Genomic DNA, 15,015 nt, shown 5'->3' on the forward strand with positions numbered 1-15,015 from the left:
CCATCGAGACCGAAAACATCTCACGGCTTGGCCTTCGCCAATTTTTGCGGTAACCAGACTGAATGATAAAAGCATCGAGTATCACCTGCATCTAGCTCCCGCGGTCACGTGAGGAGCATCGAGCGAAAAGCCGACAGGCTTGGCGCTCGGCGTCGGCTTGCCTTGAGGCAAGCGAATGCAAACAGATGCAGTGAGATTACTCCAATGGAAAATTACTTCGAAAGCCCGTTCCGGGGCATCACGCTTGACAGGCAGGTCAAGAACCCGAACCTCGTTGTCGGGAAATACAGCTATTATTCCGGCTATTATCACGGCCACAGTTTTGAGGATTGCGCCCGTTATCTGCTGCCGGATGAAGGCGCGGACAGGCTGGTGATCGGAAGCTTCTGCTCGATCGGTTCGGGCGCCGCCTTCATCATGGCCGGCAATCAGGGCCATCGTAACGAGTGGATCAGCACCTTCCCGTTCTTCTTCATGCCGGAGGTGCCGGAATTCGAGAATGCCGGCAACGGTTATCTGCCGGCGGGCGATACCGTCATCGGCAACGATGTCTGGATAGGCTCGGAAGCGATCATCATGCCCGGCATCACGGTCGGCGATGGCGCCGTGATCGGAACGCGGGCGCTGGTGACGAAGAATGTCGAACCCTATGCCATCGTCGGCGGCAATCCCGCAAAAACGATCCGCAAGCGGTTCGATGACGACAGCATCGCCCTGCTGCTCGAGATGAAATGGTGGGATTGGCCGGCGGCACGGCTGAAGGCGGCAATGCCGCTCATGACCAGCCGCAATGTCGCCGAGCTTTATCGGTTCTGGCGATCCGATAAGCCGCAGCCGTAAAAATGCCCGGCCCGTCTCATCGAGGCGGGCCGGAACTCTCTGACGATATGGGTGGAGGCTCTCGTCAACTGACGCCCTTCAGGGCGCGTGACCGCAAACGTCGCAACCGGACCTCCATCTGCCTCTTTGCCTGAATGTCGCCACGCCTGACGGCCACCGCGATGCCTTCCACCCATGCCGCAACGGCGCCCTCGTCATCTCCCAGCCGTGCACGACATTCGCCGAGTTCGGCCCAGACCGCCGAATAGTCGGGATCCTGCCGGACGGCCTCCTGGAGATGAAGAGCGGCGTCTTCGAACTGCCCGGCCGCCTTGAGCGTCTTTGCGATTGAAAAGCGCAGGAGCGGGCTGTCCCGTCCGTCTTCCAGCATCCTCATGAGTTTTTCGATCATCGTTGTCCCGTTGCAATGGTGAAGCACCATGCAATCGGTACGACCTCAAGCGCAGTTGAGGTCAAGCGGGATTTCGCGCTGTCACTTCGCCATGCGACGCAATGCAACCGGGTCCCATATATCGTCGAGCGGGCCTTCGAGAGCGGTTCGCGGGGGGATGAGCTTCGGTTCGATGATGGTGACTTCCGGCTCGGTCCGGTTCTCTTCCAGCAGTTCGAAACCCTTTTCGAGCATCTGCGCGATATCGGGTTTAATCATATAGACCGGGAAGGGAAGGAAGGATGCGAACGGGTCGTAGTCGAAGCAGCCGACAACGATGTCGCCGAAGGCCTCGCCATCATGACGCCCCATGAAACGCAGCAGGCCTTCAAAATTTATCGATGAATTGACGAAGAAACAGCGGGGCAGGCGGCCCCTGCGCTCGAAGAAACGTTCGAATGCCAGCTCCGTCATATGCGGTGAATAGCCGGTGATCTCGATATCGTCTCCGCCATCCGCCCCGAAATAAGCGGCCTTGGCGGCATGGAAGCCGTCGATACGCTCGCGGCTGGCGTGGTCGTCATGACCGCCGAACAGGATGACGTCGTCAGGGCCGAGAGGTCCGCCTTTTTCCGCATGGGCAAGGATCGCCGATGTCAGTATTTCCGCACCGTGCCTGTTGTCGGAAATGACGGAGGGTACGAATTTGCCGGGAAGGTCGATATTGACATGCGGCAGTGCTGCGCGGGCGCAGACCTGGTGCACGCCGTCGGGATCGGTCGCGCCCGCAATGAAGAGGGCATCGATGGAATAGGAGATCAGGGTCTCCACGGTGCGGCGTTCTTCCTCGGGATCGCGCCGCCCGGAGACCACCATGGGCGACAGGCCGCGTTTGCGTGCCTGCCCTTCGAATGTCTGCGCCATCGATGAAAAGAACCGGTTGTCATAAATGGGCACCAGAAGCCCGACGAGACCGGATTTCGAACTCCTCAGGCCGCGGGCCTGCAGGTTGGTGGTGTAGCGATGCGCCTTGGCGAGCGAGAGAATCTTGTCGGCAGTCTCCTCCGAAATCCGCCGTTTGCGCCACGATCCGTTCAACACCGCGCTGACTGTCGAGGCTGATGCGCCCGACAATATCGACAAGTCATAAATGGTGGCTTTTTTGGAACTTATACCCGTCACTGCGATCTCCCCAACTGATTCCGATTATTAGAGCACACATCCCCTTGACGGAAGGGCGCTTCATGATATGGTTATTGCACCATCGATTGTGCAACTTGGCAATATCGATTGTGCAAGATGGTTGCTGTGGGAGTGGCAAGGGAGAGTCTCGAATAAGCGAGATGAGAAATTTTGAACGCGCCAGATGAAAAATGGCTGCGGCGGGTTTCGTTTGCCTGTTTTTTTGAGGAGGAACATCATGAAGAAAATTATTGCTGCAGCGGTCGGCCTGTCGCTCGCACTGCTCTCGTCCGCCGCCTTTGCCGAAGGGCCGAAGGTGGGCGTCGTCGTCAAGATCGGCGGCATTCCGTGGTTCAACGCCATGGAGGCCGGTATCAAGGAGCAGAGCAAGAAGCTCGGTGTCGACGGTTTCATGGTTGGCCCGACCAGCGCCGATCCCGCCTTGCAGGTCCGCGCCATCGAGGACCTGATCGCCCAGAAGGTCGATTTCATCGGCGTGGTGCCGAATGATGCGAAGGTGCTGGAGCCGGTGCTGAAAAAGGCTCAGGCCGCCGGTATCAAGGTCATCACCCATGAATCGCCCAAGCAGCTCGGCGCTGACTGGGATTTCGAACTGGCATCCGCCAAGGGTTTCGGCGAAGCGCATGGTAAGCTCTTGGCTGAAAAGATGGGCGGCAAGGGCTCCTATGCTGTCTTCGTCGGTTCGCTTACGGTTCCGCTTCATAATGCGTGGGCGGATGCCGCCATCGCCTATATCAAGGCGAATTATCCGGACATGAAGCTCGTTGGCGATCGCTATGGCGTGGCGGAGGACCTCGACAAGAGCCGTTCGACGGCGCTTGACCTGATGTCCGCCAATGCCGACCTGAGTGGTTTCCTCGCCTTCGGTTCGCAGGGACCGATCGGCGCCGGGCGTGCCGTCGAAGAGCGACGCAAGGATGGCAAGGTCTTCGTCATCGGCCCGTTTTCGCCGGGGCAGGGCGCCAAGCTGATCAAGTCGGGGGCGCTGACGGGCGGCTTTATGTGGAACCCGAAGCAGGCCGGTGAAGTCTTCATCACGCTCGCCGACCGTATCGCCAAGGGCGAAACACCCAAGGCCGGCGACAATATCGAAGGTCTCGGCACAATCAATCCCGAGGGTAACACCATCGTTGTCGACCAGCTTTTGAAGATCGACAAGGAAAGCATCGACAAGCTCGTTTCCATGGGCCTCTGATCCTCCCCAAGGCCAAGGGCGTCGCGCGGGGTGTAATACTCGCGCGACGCCTGATCAGGAAAACATGCCGAGCGCCACGTCTGCAATGCTGCCGCGGCGAAGGAGATTTACATTATCATGAGCGCAGAACCGCTCCTGTCCCTTAAAAATGTCAAAGTCACCTTCGGCGGCGTCCGCGCGCTGAAAGGTGTTTCTTTCGAGGTCAATCCGGGTGAAGTGCATTGCCTTGCCGGCGAAAACGGCTGCGGCAAAAGCACGCTGATCAAGGTCATCACAGGCGTTTATACGCCCGAGAGTGGCGCCGAGCTCTATTTCGACGGCAAACCCATCGCTGCGATGAACCCGACGCTTGCGCAATCGCTTGGCATCCAGGTGATCTGGCAGGATCTGGCGCTTTTCGATGAAATGACGGTGGCTGAAAATATCGGCTTCCAGTACGCGGTGAATGGAAAATACGGGCTGGTCGACAAGCGCGCCATCGAACAGGCTGCCGAAAAGGCGCTGGCCCGGCTCGGCGTCGAGATCGATCTCGACAGGCCGCTCAAGGAACTGCCCATCGCCCAGCGTCAGATCGTGGCGATTGCCCGCGCGCTGGTCGGGGAAGCGCGGCTGGTTTTCATGGATGAACCGACCGCGTCACTCACGCAGTCGGAAACGGATTACCTGATCGACATCGTCCGCAACCTGTCGGCCTCCGGTGTCGCGGTTGTCTTCGTCTCGCATCGCCTTGCGGAAGTGCTCGAGATTTCGGATCGCATAACCGTGCTGCGGGATGGATCGCTTGTCGGTGTCTTTCCCGTTGAAGGCATGACCCAGTCTCGGGTGACCGAGCTGATGACCGGCCGCAATTTCGATAGCGCCGTCATTGCCGCCGATCACGATGACAAGCCCGTCGTTCTCTCGGTGCGCGGGCTGAGCCGGGCCGGCGAGTTCGAAGATGTTTCGTTCGATCTGCGGCGGGGAGAAACGCTCGGCATTACCGGCCTTCTCGGAGCCGGCCGCACGGAACTGGCTTTGACGCTGTTCGGCATGCATCGGCCGCAATCGGGTGAAATCCTCATCGATGGAAAGAAGGTGGATTTTCATTCCAACCGCGATGCGATCCGGGCGGGCGTCGCCTATCTTTCCGAAGACCGGCTTTCGCTTGGTCTCAACCAGCCGCAATCCATTGCCGACAATCTCGTCATGGCCTCGCTCGACCGGCTGTTGAGCGGCGGCCTGATCTCGCCCTCTAAAAAGGCGGATGTCGTTTCCCGCTGGATTTCTGCACTCGGGGTGAAGATCGGCCTGCCGGAAGATCCGATCCGCACGCTTTCGGGCGGCAACCAGCAGCGCGTGGCGATTGCCAAGTGGCTGGCGATCGGGCCGAAAATCCTCATTCTCGACGCGCCGACCGTGGGGGTCGATGTCGGCGCCCGCGCCGGCATCTTCGAAATTGTCCGCAAGCTCGCCGCAGAAGGTCTCTCGATCATCGTGATCTCCGACGAGCCGCCGGAAGTTTATTTCAATACAGACAGGGTCATCCACATGGTCGAAGGCCGGTTCCACGCCACCTATGATCCGCGACGCCTGTCGCTGACCGAACTGGAGTCCGCCATCTATGCGTAGGCTCATCCTTGGACATACGACTGAATTCACGCTGCTTGTGGTCATGGTGCTGCTTTGCACGGGGCTGTCCTTCGCCACCGACCGGTTCCTCACCATCTCCAACGCCTTCGATGTGCTGAATGTCTCGGCGGTCAACATCATCTTCGCGGTCGGCCTGCTCGTGGTGCTGATCTCGGGCGGTATCGACATTTCCTTCGCGGTCGCGGCCTCCGTCGTCCAATATGTCACGGTGCTGGCGCTCAATGCGCTCGGCGGCGGCAACTGGGCGGAAGGTTTCATCATTGCCGGCGCGGTTGGCCTTGGTCTCGGTTTCGTCAACGCCTTCCTCGTCTGGCGGCTCAACATCATTTCCATCGTCGCGACCATTTCCACCTTCAACATCTTTTTCGGGCTGTTGATGTTCTTCACCAAGGGCGTGTCGATCTACGACCTGCCGGAATGGCTGTCGACGCGCGTGGTGTTTTACGAGCGCGAGATGTCCGATGGTTCCTGGGTCGAGCTGACGCTGCCCGTCGTGGTCATGATCCTCTGCTGCTTTGCCACCTGGTTCATGATTTCGCGCACTACCGTCGGTCGCAAACTTTATGCATTCGGTGACAATCCCGAAGGCGCACGCCGCTTTGGCATCAATATCGGCGCCATGCATTACATTTCCTTCGGCTGGCTCGGCCTGATGGCGGGCATTGCCGGGCTCATGCAGGCGCATTATGCGCAGGAGGTGGTGCCGAACGCGCTTTATGGCCGCGAGCTGGATGTACTTGCCGCAACCGTCCTCGGCGGCGCGCGGCTTGGCGGCGGCAAAGGGTCGGTCATAGGCTGTGTGCTCGGGGTGCTGATGGTGTCGATCACCCAGAACGGCCTTAACCTGATGGGCGTTTCTCCCTTTGCCTTCAAGATGATCGTCGGGGCCATCATCCTCATCGCCATCACCCTCTCTTCCACCCGCTTCGACAAGCTCCTGCCGAGTGCGCTTCGCACATCCGCAAAGAAGGGGAGCGCACAGCGATGAGCAGTCTCGTTCGGAAATTCAACTCGATTTTCGGTGCCGACATGGCCGGGCCGGTGATTGCTTTCATCGCTGTCATGCTCATTTTCGGAACCTTTGCCGATAACTTTCTCTCGCTCGCGACATTCGGTTCGGTTGCCTTCCAGCTGCCGGAACTCGGCCTGCTGACACTGGCGATGCTGCTGCCGCTGCTGACGGGCGGCATCAATCTGTCCGTCACCTTCGCCGCCAATCTGTCGGGTCTCGCCGCAGCCTGGGTATTGCAGGCCCATGGCGGGGTGGATGCGCCGCCGAGTGCCTTCCTGTTCGCCTGCCTTGCGGCACTTGCCACCGGCGGCGCTGCCGGAGCGATGACGGGAGCGGCGATTGCCTATACCCGCGCGCACCCCATTCTGGTGACGCTGTCGATGATGATCTTCCTGCGTGGCCTTGGCGAGTTTCTCACCCGTGGCGGAGACGTTTCCGGTTTCCCCGCCTATATGGCGCCGCTCGGTCACGGCACGCTTCTTGGCCTGCCGATCCCGCTTCTGATTTTCATCTTCTGCGTCGGCCTCTGGCATGTGCTGCTGACACGAACCAAGCTCGGCTTCGGCCTGTTGATGATCGGCTCGAACATCGAAGCCGCGCGTTATTCCGGCCTCAATACGCGCAAGATTCAGGTTCTCGTCTACACGCTCTCGGGTCTGATGTGTGCGGTTGCCGGCATCATCATGCTTGCCCGTTTCAACTCCGTCCGTGTCGGCCACGGGGAATCCTATCTGCTGATCACGGTGCTGGCGGCCTTTCTCGGCGGCATCAATCCGTTCGGCGGTTTCGGTCGGGTGCTGCCGGTCTTCGTCGCGCTCATCGTTCTGCAGCTTCTGTCATCCGGCCTCAATCTTCTTGGCGCCAACCAGCATCTGGCAACGGCGCTCTGGGGCGTGCTGATGATTGTCGTCATGGCGGCGCGCGGCCTGTTTTCAAGCTACTTCGCATCTCTCAGAAAGAAGGTATGACGTGAAAGGCTTCGGTGTTCACGCAATGATGTGGTCTCTCAAATGGGACCACGAAAACGCCAGACGGTCCATCGCCGCTGCTGCGGATTACGGTCAGGATTTCATCGAGATTCCGCTTATCGATATCTCTGCCGTCGATGCAAAACACACGCGCGCCCTGCTGGAGAAATACGGCTTGCGCGCCGTCTGCTCGCTGGTGCTGCCGGAGCCGGCCTGGGCGTCCGTACGTCCCGACGCGGCAATCGACCATCTGAATGCCGCGCTCGACAAGGCCGCAGAAATGGGCGCGGAAGCGCTGACGGGGGTTACCTATGGCGGCACCAATGAGCGAACCGGATTTCCGCCGACACAGGGTGAATACGACAATCTGACAAGGGCGCTCTCCAGGGCTGCCGGCCACGCAAAAACACACGGCCTGCAATTCGGCATCGAGACCGTCAACCGCTACGAGAACCATCTGCTCAATTCCGCCGAACAGGCGGTGGCGCTGGTGGAGCGCATCGGCGCCGACAACGTCTTTATCCATCTCGATACGTTCCACATGAATATGGAGGAAAAGGGCATCGCCAATGGCATTATCGCCGCCCGCAACCATCTGAAATACATGCATATGTCGGAAAGCGACCGTGGCACGCCGGGCTGCGGCAATGTTGCCTGGGACGAGGTGTTTTCGGCGCTCGCAGCCATCGGCTTCAAGGGTGTGCTGACGCTCGAAAGCTTCGCTGCGATGCCCAGGGAGATGGCGGGCGCGATTTCGACCTGGCGGCCTGTTGCGCCCAGCGCCGATGAGGTTCTCGACAGGGGACTGTCATTCCTGCGCGACAAGGCAAACCAGTACCGCATTTTCTAAAAGCACTCATTATCGGGGCAAGCACCTTGAACACTATTGACGATAATGCCCGCGGGATTGCGGGCCTTGCCCTCCAGCGACTGGAAGGGTCAAAGGGCCGGCGTGTGATGATTGCGATTGCCGGTGCCCCCGGATCGGGAAAATCGACCATCGCCGAACGTGTGGTCGATGCGTTGAACGCAGGCGAAGGCGTATCGGCTGCACTGTTTCCGATGGATGGCTTTCATTATGACGATGCCGTTCTGGAAGAGATGAAACGCCGTCCCTTCAAGGGCGCCATCGATACGTTCGATGCCCACGGCCTGCGCCACATGCTTGAGCGCCTGAAGGCCAATGATGACGATGTCGTTGCCGTCCCCGTTTTTGACCGCACCATCGAAATCGCCCGCACCGGCGGCCGCCTGATCCCGCAATCCGTCGATATCATCGTCTGCGAGGGCAATTATCTCCTCGCCGGCCAGTCGCCATGGGATCGTCTCAAGCCGATCTTCGATCTCACGATTTTCGTTGATGTCGACGAGGACGATCTGCGCGCGCGGCTGCGGGACCGCTGGCGGAGCTTCGGTCTCGGCGAGGACGAGATCAACCGGAAGGTGGAGGAAAACGATCTTCCCAATGGCCGCTTCATCACGTCCACAAGCACGGAGCCGGATCTTCGCATCGGAAATCCGGGCAGCAGCTCCGCGTCCTGAAGGGCTGCGCCTCCCTATCCAAAGTCAAGCGAAGCGAAACAGAAAAGCGAAAGAGACCCCCATGAAACACGGCATCTATTACTCTTACTGGGAACATGAGTGGAGCGCCAAGTTCGGCCCCTATATCGAGAAGGTCGCCAAGCTCGGTTTCGATATCATCGAAGTCGCCGCCCACCACATCAATGAATACAGCGACGCCGAACTCGCCGTCATCAGGCAGAGCGCGAAGGATAACGGCATCATCCTCACGGCTGGTATCGGTCCTTCGAAAACCAAGAACCTGTCGTCAGAGGATGCCGCGGTTCGTGCAGCCGGCAAGGCATTCTTTGAACGTACCCTGTCCAACGTCGCCAAGCTCGACATCCACACCATCGGCGGTGCGCTGCATTCCTATTGGCCGATCGACTATTCGCAGCCGGTCGACAAGGCGGGCGACTATGCGCGCGGCGTCGAAGGCATTCACGGCATTGCCGATTTCGCCAATGATCTCGGCATCAACCTGTGCATCGAAGTCCTCAACCGCTTCGAAAATCACGTGCTCAACACGGCGGCCGAGGGCGTCGCCTTTGTGAAGGATGTCGGCAAGAACAACGTGAAAGTCATGCTGGATACCTTCCACATGAATATCGAAGAAGACAGCTTTGGCGAGGCCATCCGTACGGCGGGCTCGTTGCTGGGGCATTTCCATACCGGCGAGAGCAATCGCCGCGTACCGGGCAAGGGCAGAATGCCCTGGCACGAAATCGGCCTCGCCCTTCGCGATATCAATTACACCGGCGCGGTCGTCATGGAGCCTTTCGTCAAGACAGGCGGTACGATCGGCTCCGACATCAAGGTGTGGCGCGATCTCAGCCGCGGCGCCGACCTCGCGAAAATGGACGAGGATGCCCGCAATGCCCTGGCATTCTCCCGTTTCGTGCTTGGCGGCTGATGCCCCATAAGCGCGTTGATCGGGCGGCGGCCATCTGTCGTCCGATTAACACCGCAAAATGTCACAGCAGATCGGTGGCTTGTTCCGCCCACCATCGCCGAGTTGAAAAGACAACCGCTTGTGGGCTAAAGCACTGATGTCTCTTCGGGATCAAAACGATCCGCCCAAGACCATTGGTTTGTATGATCCCTGTCGCACTACCGTCCGTCGAAGCGCTGCTTCTTCTTGCATTCTTTGCCGTCACGACCCTCATATGGATCGTCTGGACGCTCCTGCTGTTCGTACGATATGTGGCAGGCCGCTGGAAGCGCCCGACGATCCTTCCCTATGGGCTGGTAACCGCCGTCGCGCTTTTCACCCTCTTTCGGTTCGGTGATTTTTATCTCCAGATGCGCGCCTATGACAAAGAGAGGGCGGCAAGCCATCGGCCGGAACTGCTCGAGCCGGCGCGCCTTGGCCAGATCGATATGCCCAAAGGCACGAAACTTGAACTGGCCATTGCCAATAACAGGGAAGCCTTCGACCGGGCCGTGTTTCCGCATTCCGTGCGGGTGGCCGATATCGATGCCGTCGAAATCGCCCGTTATATCGCGATAAAAACCAACGAGAATTATGAAACGGTGGGCTTTACCCCGCAGACCATGCGGATCACCGGCAACGGCGTGACCACCCAGGGCGGCTGGCGCTGCGACGCGACACAGCCGGTGGAGTTCGATCTTTCGCCCGATGGCGGCATATCCGCTTTCAGCAATTGCACTCTTTCCGATGGTAATGTTGTCGACGGCATCACCCTGCCGAAAGGCACGTCCCTGCGTGCCTCCACCGGCAATGTCTATATTGATGGCTTTGTCGATTCCGATCGATGGGTTCTCGATACGGCTCAGGACCATACCGTTCACATCGACAGTTTCGATCTTTCCGAGGCGACGCTTGCCCTTGATGGCGAGCGAAAACTCCACGAGATCAAAAGAGGTGTCCTGTCAAAAGACACAACGCTCGGGACGCTTCACCATGCCGCCGGAAGCAATATTCGTTATAATCCCCGGCATCTTCGCAAGGATTATCCCGGCGCGTGGTTGATAATCGCGCCCCTGCCTGCTGCCGATGCTCCACCGGGTCCGTCGCATGATATCGTGCAGGGCAGGGACGGAAAGGTTCTGTCCTCCGCCGCTGACTGATTGCACGAGGGTCACCGTAAAACGGAAGCGAGAAATTCGCGTGTGCGGTCTTCTTTCGGCTGGCCGAAAATCTCGTCCGGTTTCCCCTGTTCGCAGATGCGGCCCTTGTCGAAGAAACAGACGCGGTCCGAAACTTCCCGGGCAAAACGCATTTCATGGGTGACGAGAAGCATCGTCAGGTCATGCTCATGGGCCAGGTCGCGGATGACGGACAGCACTTCGCCGACCAGTTGCGGGTCGAGCGCCGAGGTCGGCTCATCGAAAAGCAGAACACGCGGACGCATGGCAAGCGAACGGGCAATGGCGACACGCTGCTGCTGCCCGCCGGAAAGCTGCACCGGATAATGATCCTTTTTATCCGCCAGCCCGACCATCTTCAGCAATTCGACTGCGCGCGCCTCCGCCTCTGCGCGGCTGATGCCCAGAACCCGCACCGGCGCCTCCACGATATTGCGAAGGACGGTCATATGGGGAAAGAGATTGAAGCTCTGGAAAACCATGCCGACGTGGTTGCGGATCTGGCGCAGATGTTTTTCCGAGGCCTTGAAAGGTCCTTTGCCGCTCGGCTCATGGTAGGACATGTCGGCAAGGGTCAGTTTTCCCTCCTGGAACGGTTCCAGCGTCATGAGAATGCGCAGAACCGTTGACTTGCCGGAGCCGGAGGGACCAATGAGGGTGACTTTTTCGCCCTTCGCCACGCTGAAATTGAACTGGTCGAGCACCGTCAGAATGCCGAAGCGTTTCGTGACATCGGAAAATTCGATCAGTGGCTGGTTGGTGTTGTTGGTCATCGCAAGGGTATTCCTGCTTTTGGAAGTGCCCTTTGCAGGCGGCTGAGGCCTGCCGAGCAGATTATGGTCAGAAGGAGGAAGATCAGGCCCACAAGCGTCAGCGGCACCAGATATTCGAAGGTGCGCTCGCCGATCATGTTGGCAAGCCCCATCATTTCCAGAACCGTGACGACGGAAAGCACCGGCGTTTCCTTGATCATGGCGACGAGGTAGTTGCCCATGGCCGGAACGATGCGCGGAATGGCCTGCGGGATGATGATATCCCGATAGGTCTGCATGCGCGTGAGATTAAGCGCAGTCGCCGCTTCCCACTGGCCGTGATGCACCGCCTCGATGCCGCCGCGATAGACCTCGGACGTATAGGCGGCATATTGCAGGCCGAGCGCCAGCGCGCCGGTCAGAAACGCCGGCAGGACAATGCCGAAATCCGGAAGCACGTAATAGAGAAAGAACAACTGCACCAGAAGCGGCGTATCGCGCAGGAATTCGACAATCAGCGCGGTTGGCCAGGAGATCATCCTGACGCGGCTGCGGCGCAGCAGCGCGAAGACCAGCCCCAGAACCAGCGCAATGGCAAAACCGGCGGCGGCGGCCTTCAGCGTCACCGTAAGCCCGATCAGGATGATGGGCAGGATGGAGGTCGTGTAGGTGAGCCAGGTGGTCGTGTCCCATTCGTAACCATACATCATGACAGGATATCCTTACGAATGGCGGGTGCGCGGGAAGACGTTGCCGCGCCGCACGAAGCGTTCGATCACCCGGATGAAGACCATCAGGATCAGCGACATCGCGAAATAACAAAGCAGCGTGATCGAATAGATGCTGGCGCTGTCCAGCGTCAGGTTGCGGATCGACTGCGCCGCAAAGGTGAGGTCGGCAATCGAGATCAGCGACACGAGCGAGGAAAGCTTCAGCGTTTCGATGGCGAGATTGCCGAAGGCCGGCATCATCTCGACAACGGCCTGCGGCAGCGAGATGCGAAACAGCGTCTGCAGCCGTGTGAAGTTCAGCGCTCGTGCGGCCTCCAGCTGCTGTACCGAGACGGAGGACAGCGCGCCGCGAACGATTTCCGCCCCGTAACCGCCGGCATGGGCGGCAAGCACCAGCACGCCGGTGGTGATCGGATCGAAACTCAGCCCGACCAGCGGCAGCGCGTAATAGAACCAGAAAAGCTGCACCAGCAGCGAGGTGCCGCGGAACACTTCCGTGTAACATAGCGCGATGGTGGACAGGATCGGTCCACCCTCGACGCGCAGAATGCCGAAGAAAAAGGCGAGCACCGTGCCGACGACAAGGGCTGCGAGCGTAATCGTCATGGTGACGACGGCGCCTTGCCATAACATCGGCAGATAGGCGGTCATGTCCATCTGGCGTTTTCCCGAGTTCCCGAGGAACGACGCCCGGTTATGGCCGGGCGTCGGCTGGCATTATTTGCCGGCGCAGAGATCGGCGACCTTCTTTTCGGCCGCCGCCGCGATACTCTGTTCGGACAGACCGTATTTTGCGAGGATTTTCTTGTAATCGTCGGTCTTGCGGAATTCGATGAGAGCGGCGTTGAAGGCGTCACGCAGCTCCTTGTCTTCCGGCCGGAAAGCGAAACCGCCGTAATTGCGCACTGGCGCATCTTTCACGACGGGGTCGGTGAAAGGCTTGACCTGCTCGACATTGGCCTGACCCTTGGCGAGTTCCGAAACCGTCAGTTCCGTCGCGGCGTAGGCGTCGGCCCGGCTCTGAACCGTTGGAATGGCATCGGCATTGGCGGGGATGAAGACGATCTGCTCTTCCTTGACGCCGACCGCCCGCAGGAAGTCGACATTGTTGGCACCCGATACAACCGCCACCTTCAGCGAGGGATCCTTGGCGATATCGGCATAGGTGGTGAGCTTTTTCGGATTGCCCTTCTTCACCAGCAGGCCTTCGCCATAGGACGAGTTCGGTTCGGTGAAGGCGACCTGCTTGCAGCGCTCGGGCGAGATGTTCTGTTCGGCGGCCGCAAAATCGAAGCGACGGGCTTTGAGGCCGGGGATCAGCGTGCCGAATGGCGTCACCGTCCAGTTGACCTCCTCGATACCCATCGATTTCAGAACCGCATTGGCCACATCGGGGCCGATGCCGGCGGAGGTGCCGTCTGGCTGCATGTAGGAATAGGGGACTTCATTGGCCGTGGCGGCGCGGATATACCCCTGGCTTTTGACGTCCTCGACGGTCAGGGCGCTGGCGGATGTCACGCCGATGGTAAGGGCGAGGGCGGAAAGCCCGGCAAGTCTGGTAATGTGCATGTTCTTACTCCTCTGGTTGGGTTGCGCGGTCCGTTTTCGGATCTCACGATGTTTGTAATGACTAGGTATTCTCCGTGACCGTGGCGATGACGGAAAGGCAGTCGCCGGCCTTGATCAGGCCGGGAACATGGCGCGCGGCAAGCACGCCATTGATGGAGGCGCGGTAATCGACCGGCGCGAGGCCGGTTTTGCCGACGGGATAAACCCGGGCGATTGTCTCACCCGCCGTGACCGCGTCTCCCAGATCGCGGACAAAGGCGACAAGCCCGTCGTCTTCGGCAAAGGTGAAGCAATCGCTGGATGGCATGTCCAGCCACCGGCTTGGAGCAGGTGCCGGTGCGCCGGCGAGGATGCCGGCATGGCGCAGCAGATTGACGGTGCCTTTCCGGGCGATGTCGATCGATTTGGCGCTCGCCGTGCCGGCCCCGCCGAGTTCGGTGGTGACAAAGACCTTGCCCATCTCCTCCACTGTCGTGTCGAGCATACCAACGGCATCGATTTCCAGCATCTTCATCGAATAGGGGGCAGCAAAAGCCGCCACCGCTTCAAAACACCGGGCCTCCTGCGTCTTGTCGGGCAATTCGTGGGCTGCGGCATAGGGCAGGAAATCAAGCGTCCTGCCGCCGGAATGGAAATCGAGAACGATATCTGCAAGCGGTATCAGATGGCGTGTCACGTAATCGGCGATCTTCTCCGTCACCGTGCCGTCAGGGCGGCCGGGAAAACTGCGGTTCAGGTTTCCCCGGTCGATGGGCGAGGTGCGTGTGCCCGCTCGAAAGGCCGGATAGTTGAGCGCCGGCACGATGATGACGCGCCCGTTCACGTCTGCCGGATCGAGCGTGTGGGCGAGTTCGAAGAGCGCTGCCGGTCCCTCATATTCGTCGCCATGATTGGCGCCGGTCAAAAGGGCTGTCGGCCCTTCGCCATTGGCGATGACGCAGATCGGGATCATCACCGAACCCCAGGCGCTGTCATCGCGGCTGTATGGCAGCCGCAGATGACCGTGCTGCACGCCCTTCGCGTCAAAATCGACGGAGGGCGTGATCGGCGAGGGGCGAAGCGCGGTCTTCAACATCG

At 59.6% G+C, this 15,015-nt stretch carries 16 protein-coding genes; 9 read left to right on the forward strand and 7 right to left on the reverse strand.

Going from position 1 to position 15,015, the window contains the following annotated elements; translation table 11 throughout:
* The first annotated feature begins 204 nt into the window (after window positions 1–204).
* Window positions 205–840 (forward strand): type B chloramphenicol O-acetyltransferase, encoded by a 636-nt coding sequence (catB, locus tag ACQZ5G_RS21595; RefSeq protein WP_448738862.1) that lies wholly within the window; start codon window positions 205–207, stop codon window positions 838–840.
* Between the two features lie 64 nt (window positions 841–904).
* Here catB and ACQZ5G_RS21600 read toward each other — a convergent pair whose 3' ends face one another.
* Both ACQZ5G_RS21600 and ACQZ5G_RS21605 read right to left on the reverse strand, forming a co-directional pair.
* Window positions 905–1,231, reverse strand: a complete 327-nt coding sequence (locus ACQZ5G_RS21600; RefSeq protein ID WP_003521646.1) for a tetratricopeptide repeat protein — start codon at window positions 1,229–1,231, stop codon at window positions 905–907.
* 81 nt (window positions 1,232–1,312) lie between these two features.
* Window positions 1,313–2,392 (reverse strand): LacI family DNA-binding transcriptional regulator, encoded by a 1,080-nt coding sequence (locus ACQZ5G_RS21605; protein WP_003521645.1) that lies wholly within the window; start codon window positions 2,390–2,392, stop codon window positions 1,313–1,315.
* A 238-nt stretch (window positions 2,393–2,630) separates the two neighbouring features.
* Between ACQZ5G_RS21605 and ACQZ5G_RS21610 the strand changes: the two genes are divergently transcribed.
* From ACQZ5G_RS21610 to ACQZ5G_RS21645, 8 genes are all read left to right on the forward strand, one after another.
* Entirely contained in the window at window positions 2,631–3,608 is a 978-nt protein-coding gene (locus ACQZ5G_RS21610; RefSeq protein WP_003521644.1) for a substrate-binding domain-containing protein, read from the forward strand.
* Between the two features lie 117 nt (window positions 3,609–3,725).
* A complete protein-coding gene (locus ACQZ5G_RS21615; RefSeq protein ID WP_003521643.1) occupies window positions 3,726–5,216 on the forward strand; it encodes a sugar ABC transporter ATP-binding protein in 1,491 nt (496 codons plus the stop codon).
* Window positions 5,209–6,225, forward strand: a complete 1,017-nt coding sequence (locus tag ACQZ5G_RS21620) for an ABC transporter permease (protein WP_003521642.1) — start codon at window positions 5,209–5,211, stop codon at window positions 6,223–6,225. Before ACQZ5G_RS21615 ends, ACQZ5G_RS21620 begins: the two co-directional genes overlap by 8 nt.
* Entirely contained in the window at window positions 6,222–7,217 is a 996-nt protein-coding gene (locus ACQZ5G_RS21625) for an ABC transporter permease (protein WP_003521641.1), read from the forward strand. Before ACQZ5G_RS21620 ends, ACQZ5G_RS21625 begins: the two co-directional genes overlap by 4 nt.
* Before the next feature lies 1 nt (window position 7,218).
* Window positions 7,219–8,067, forward strand: a complete 849-nt coding sequence (locus ACQZ5G_RS21630; RefSeq protein WP_003521639.1) for a sugar phosphate isomerase/epimerase family protein — start codon at window positions 7,219–7,221, stop codon at window positions 8,065–8,067.
* A 26-nt stretch (window positions 8,068–8,093) separates the two neighbouring features.
* Entirely contained in the window at window positions 8,094–8,759 is a 666-nt protein-coding gene (locus ACQZ5G_RS21635; RefSeq protein ID WP_448738863.1) for a nucleoside triphosphate hydrolase, read from the forward strand.
* Between the two features lie 61 nt (window positions 8,760–8,820).
* Window positions 8,821–9,690 carry a D-psicose 3-epimerase gene (locus ACQZ5G_RS21640; RefSeq protein WP_448738864.1) on the forward strand — a complete coding sequence of 290 codons (870 nt, stop codon included), beginning with the start codon at window positions 8,821–8,823 and terminating at the stop codon, window positions 9,688–9,690.
* Window positions 9,691–9,872: 182 nt separating this feature from the next.
* Window positions 9,873–10,868 (forward strand): hypothetical protein, encoded by a 996-nt coding sequence (locus tag ACQZ5G_RS21645; protein ID WP_448738865.1) that lies wholly within the window; start codon window positions 9,873–9,875, stop codon window positions 10,866–10,868.
* Window positions 10,869–10,879: 11 nt separating this feature from the next.
* On the opposite strand, the gene ehuA is transcribed toward ACQZ5G_RS21645, so the two are convergent.
* The 5 genes from ehuA to doeB form a co-directional block, all read right to left on the reverse strand.
* Window positions 10,880–11,659, reverse strand: a complete 780-nt coding sequence (gene ehuA / locus ACQZ5G_RS21650) for an ectoine/hydroxyectoine ABC transporter ATP-binding protein EhuA (protein WP_142171712.1) — start codon at window positions 11,657–11,659, stop codon at window positions 10,880–10,882.
* On the reverse strand, window positions 11,656–12,348 hold the full coding sequence (gene ehuD, locus ACQZ5G_RS21655; RefSeq protein WP_262530603.1) for an ectoine/hydroxyectoine ABC transporter permease subunit EhuD: 693 nt from the start codon (window positions 12,346–12,348) through the stop codon (window positions 11,656–11,658). Before ehuD ends, ehuA begins: the two co-directional genes overlap by 4 nt.
* A 12-nt stretch (window positions 12,349–12,360) precedes the next feature.
* On the reverse strand, window positions 12,361–13,026 hold the full coding sequence (gene ehuC / locus ACQZ5G_RS21660) for an ectoine/hydroxyectoine ABC transporter permease subunit EhuC (protein ID WP_448738866.1): 666 nt from the start codon (window positions 13,024–13,026) through the stop codon (window positions 12,361–12,363).
* 60 nt (window positions 13,027–13,086) lie between these two features.
* Window positions 13,087–13,938, reverse strand: coding sequence for an ectoine/hydroxyectoine ABC transporter substrate-binding protein EhuB (ehuB, locus tag ACQZ5G_RS21665; RefSeq protein WP_448738867.1), 852 nt, complete (start codon window positions 13,936–13,938; stop codon window positions 13,087–13,089).
* Window positions 13,939–13,999: 61 nt separating this feature from the next.
* Complete coding sequence (gene doeB / locus ACQZ5G_RS21670) at window positions 14,000–15,013, reverse strand: N(2)-acetyl-L-2,4-diaminobutanoate deacetylase DoeB (protein WP_448738868.1); 1,014 nt, start codon at window positions 15,011–15,013, stop codon at window positions 14,000–14,002.
* Window positions 15,014–15,015 lie beyond the last annotated feature (2 nt).

The organism is Agrobacterium sp. 22-214-1 (assembly GCF_053522465.1).

Excerpts from the sequence above, each read along its gene's own strand:
- catB (WP_448738862.1), top strand. The coding sequence starts at position 205 with ATGGAAAATTACTTCGAAAGCCCGTTCCGGGGCATCACGCTTGACAGG.
- ACQZ5G_RS21600 (WP_003521646.1), bottom strand. The coding sequence starts at position 1,231 with ATGATCGAAAAACTCATGAGGATGCTGGAAGACGGACGGGACAGCCCG.
- ACQZ5G_RS21610 (WP_003521644.1), top strand. The coding sequence starts at position 2,631 with ATGAAGAAAATTATTGCTGCAGCGGTCGGCCTGTCGCTCGCACTGCTC.
- ACQZ5G_RS21615 (WP_003521643.1), top strand. The coding sequence starts at position 3,726 with ATGAGCGCAGAACCGCTCCTGTCCCTTAAAAATGTCAAAGTCACCTTC.
- ACQZ5G_RS21620 (WP_003521642.1), top strand. The coding sequence starts at position 5,209 with ATGCGTAGGCTCATCCTTGGACATACGACTGAATTCACGCTGCTTGTG.
- ACQZ5G_RS21625 (WP_003521641.1), top strand. The coding sequence starts at position 6,222 with ATGAGCAGTCTCGTTCGGAAATTCAACTCGATTTTCGGTGCCGACATG.
- ACQZ5G_RS21640 (WP_448738864.1), top strand. The coding sequence starts at position 8,821 with ATGAAACACGGCATCTATTACTCTTACTGGGAACATGAGTGGAGCGCC.
- ACQZ5G_RS21645 (WP_448738865.1), top strand. The coding sequence starts at position 9,873 with ATGATCCCTGTCGCACTACCGTCCGTCGAAGCGCTGCTTCTTCTTGCA.
- ehuA (WP_142171712.1), bottom strand. The coding sequence starts at position 11,659 with ATGACCAACAACACCAACCAGCCACTGATCGAATTTTCCGATGTCACG.
- ehuD (WP_262530603.1), bottom strand. The coding sequence starts at position 12,348 with ATGATGTATGGTTACGAATGGGACACGACCACCTGGCTCACCTACACG.
- ehuC (WP_448738866.1), bottom strand. The coding sequence starts at position 13,026 with ATGGACATGACCGCCTATCTGCCGATGTTATGGCAAGGCGCCGTCGTC.
- ehuB (WP_448738867.1), bottom strand. The coding sequence starts at position 13,938 with ATGCACATTACCAGACTTGCCGGGCTTTCCGCCCTCGCCCTTACCATC.
- doeB (WP_448738868.1), bottom strand. The coding sequence starts at position 15,013 with ATGTTGAAGACCGCGCTTCGCCCCTCGCCGATCACGCCCTCCGTCGAT.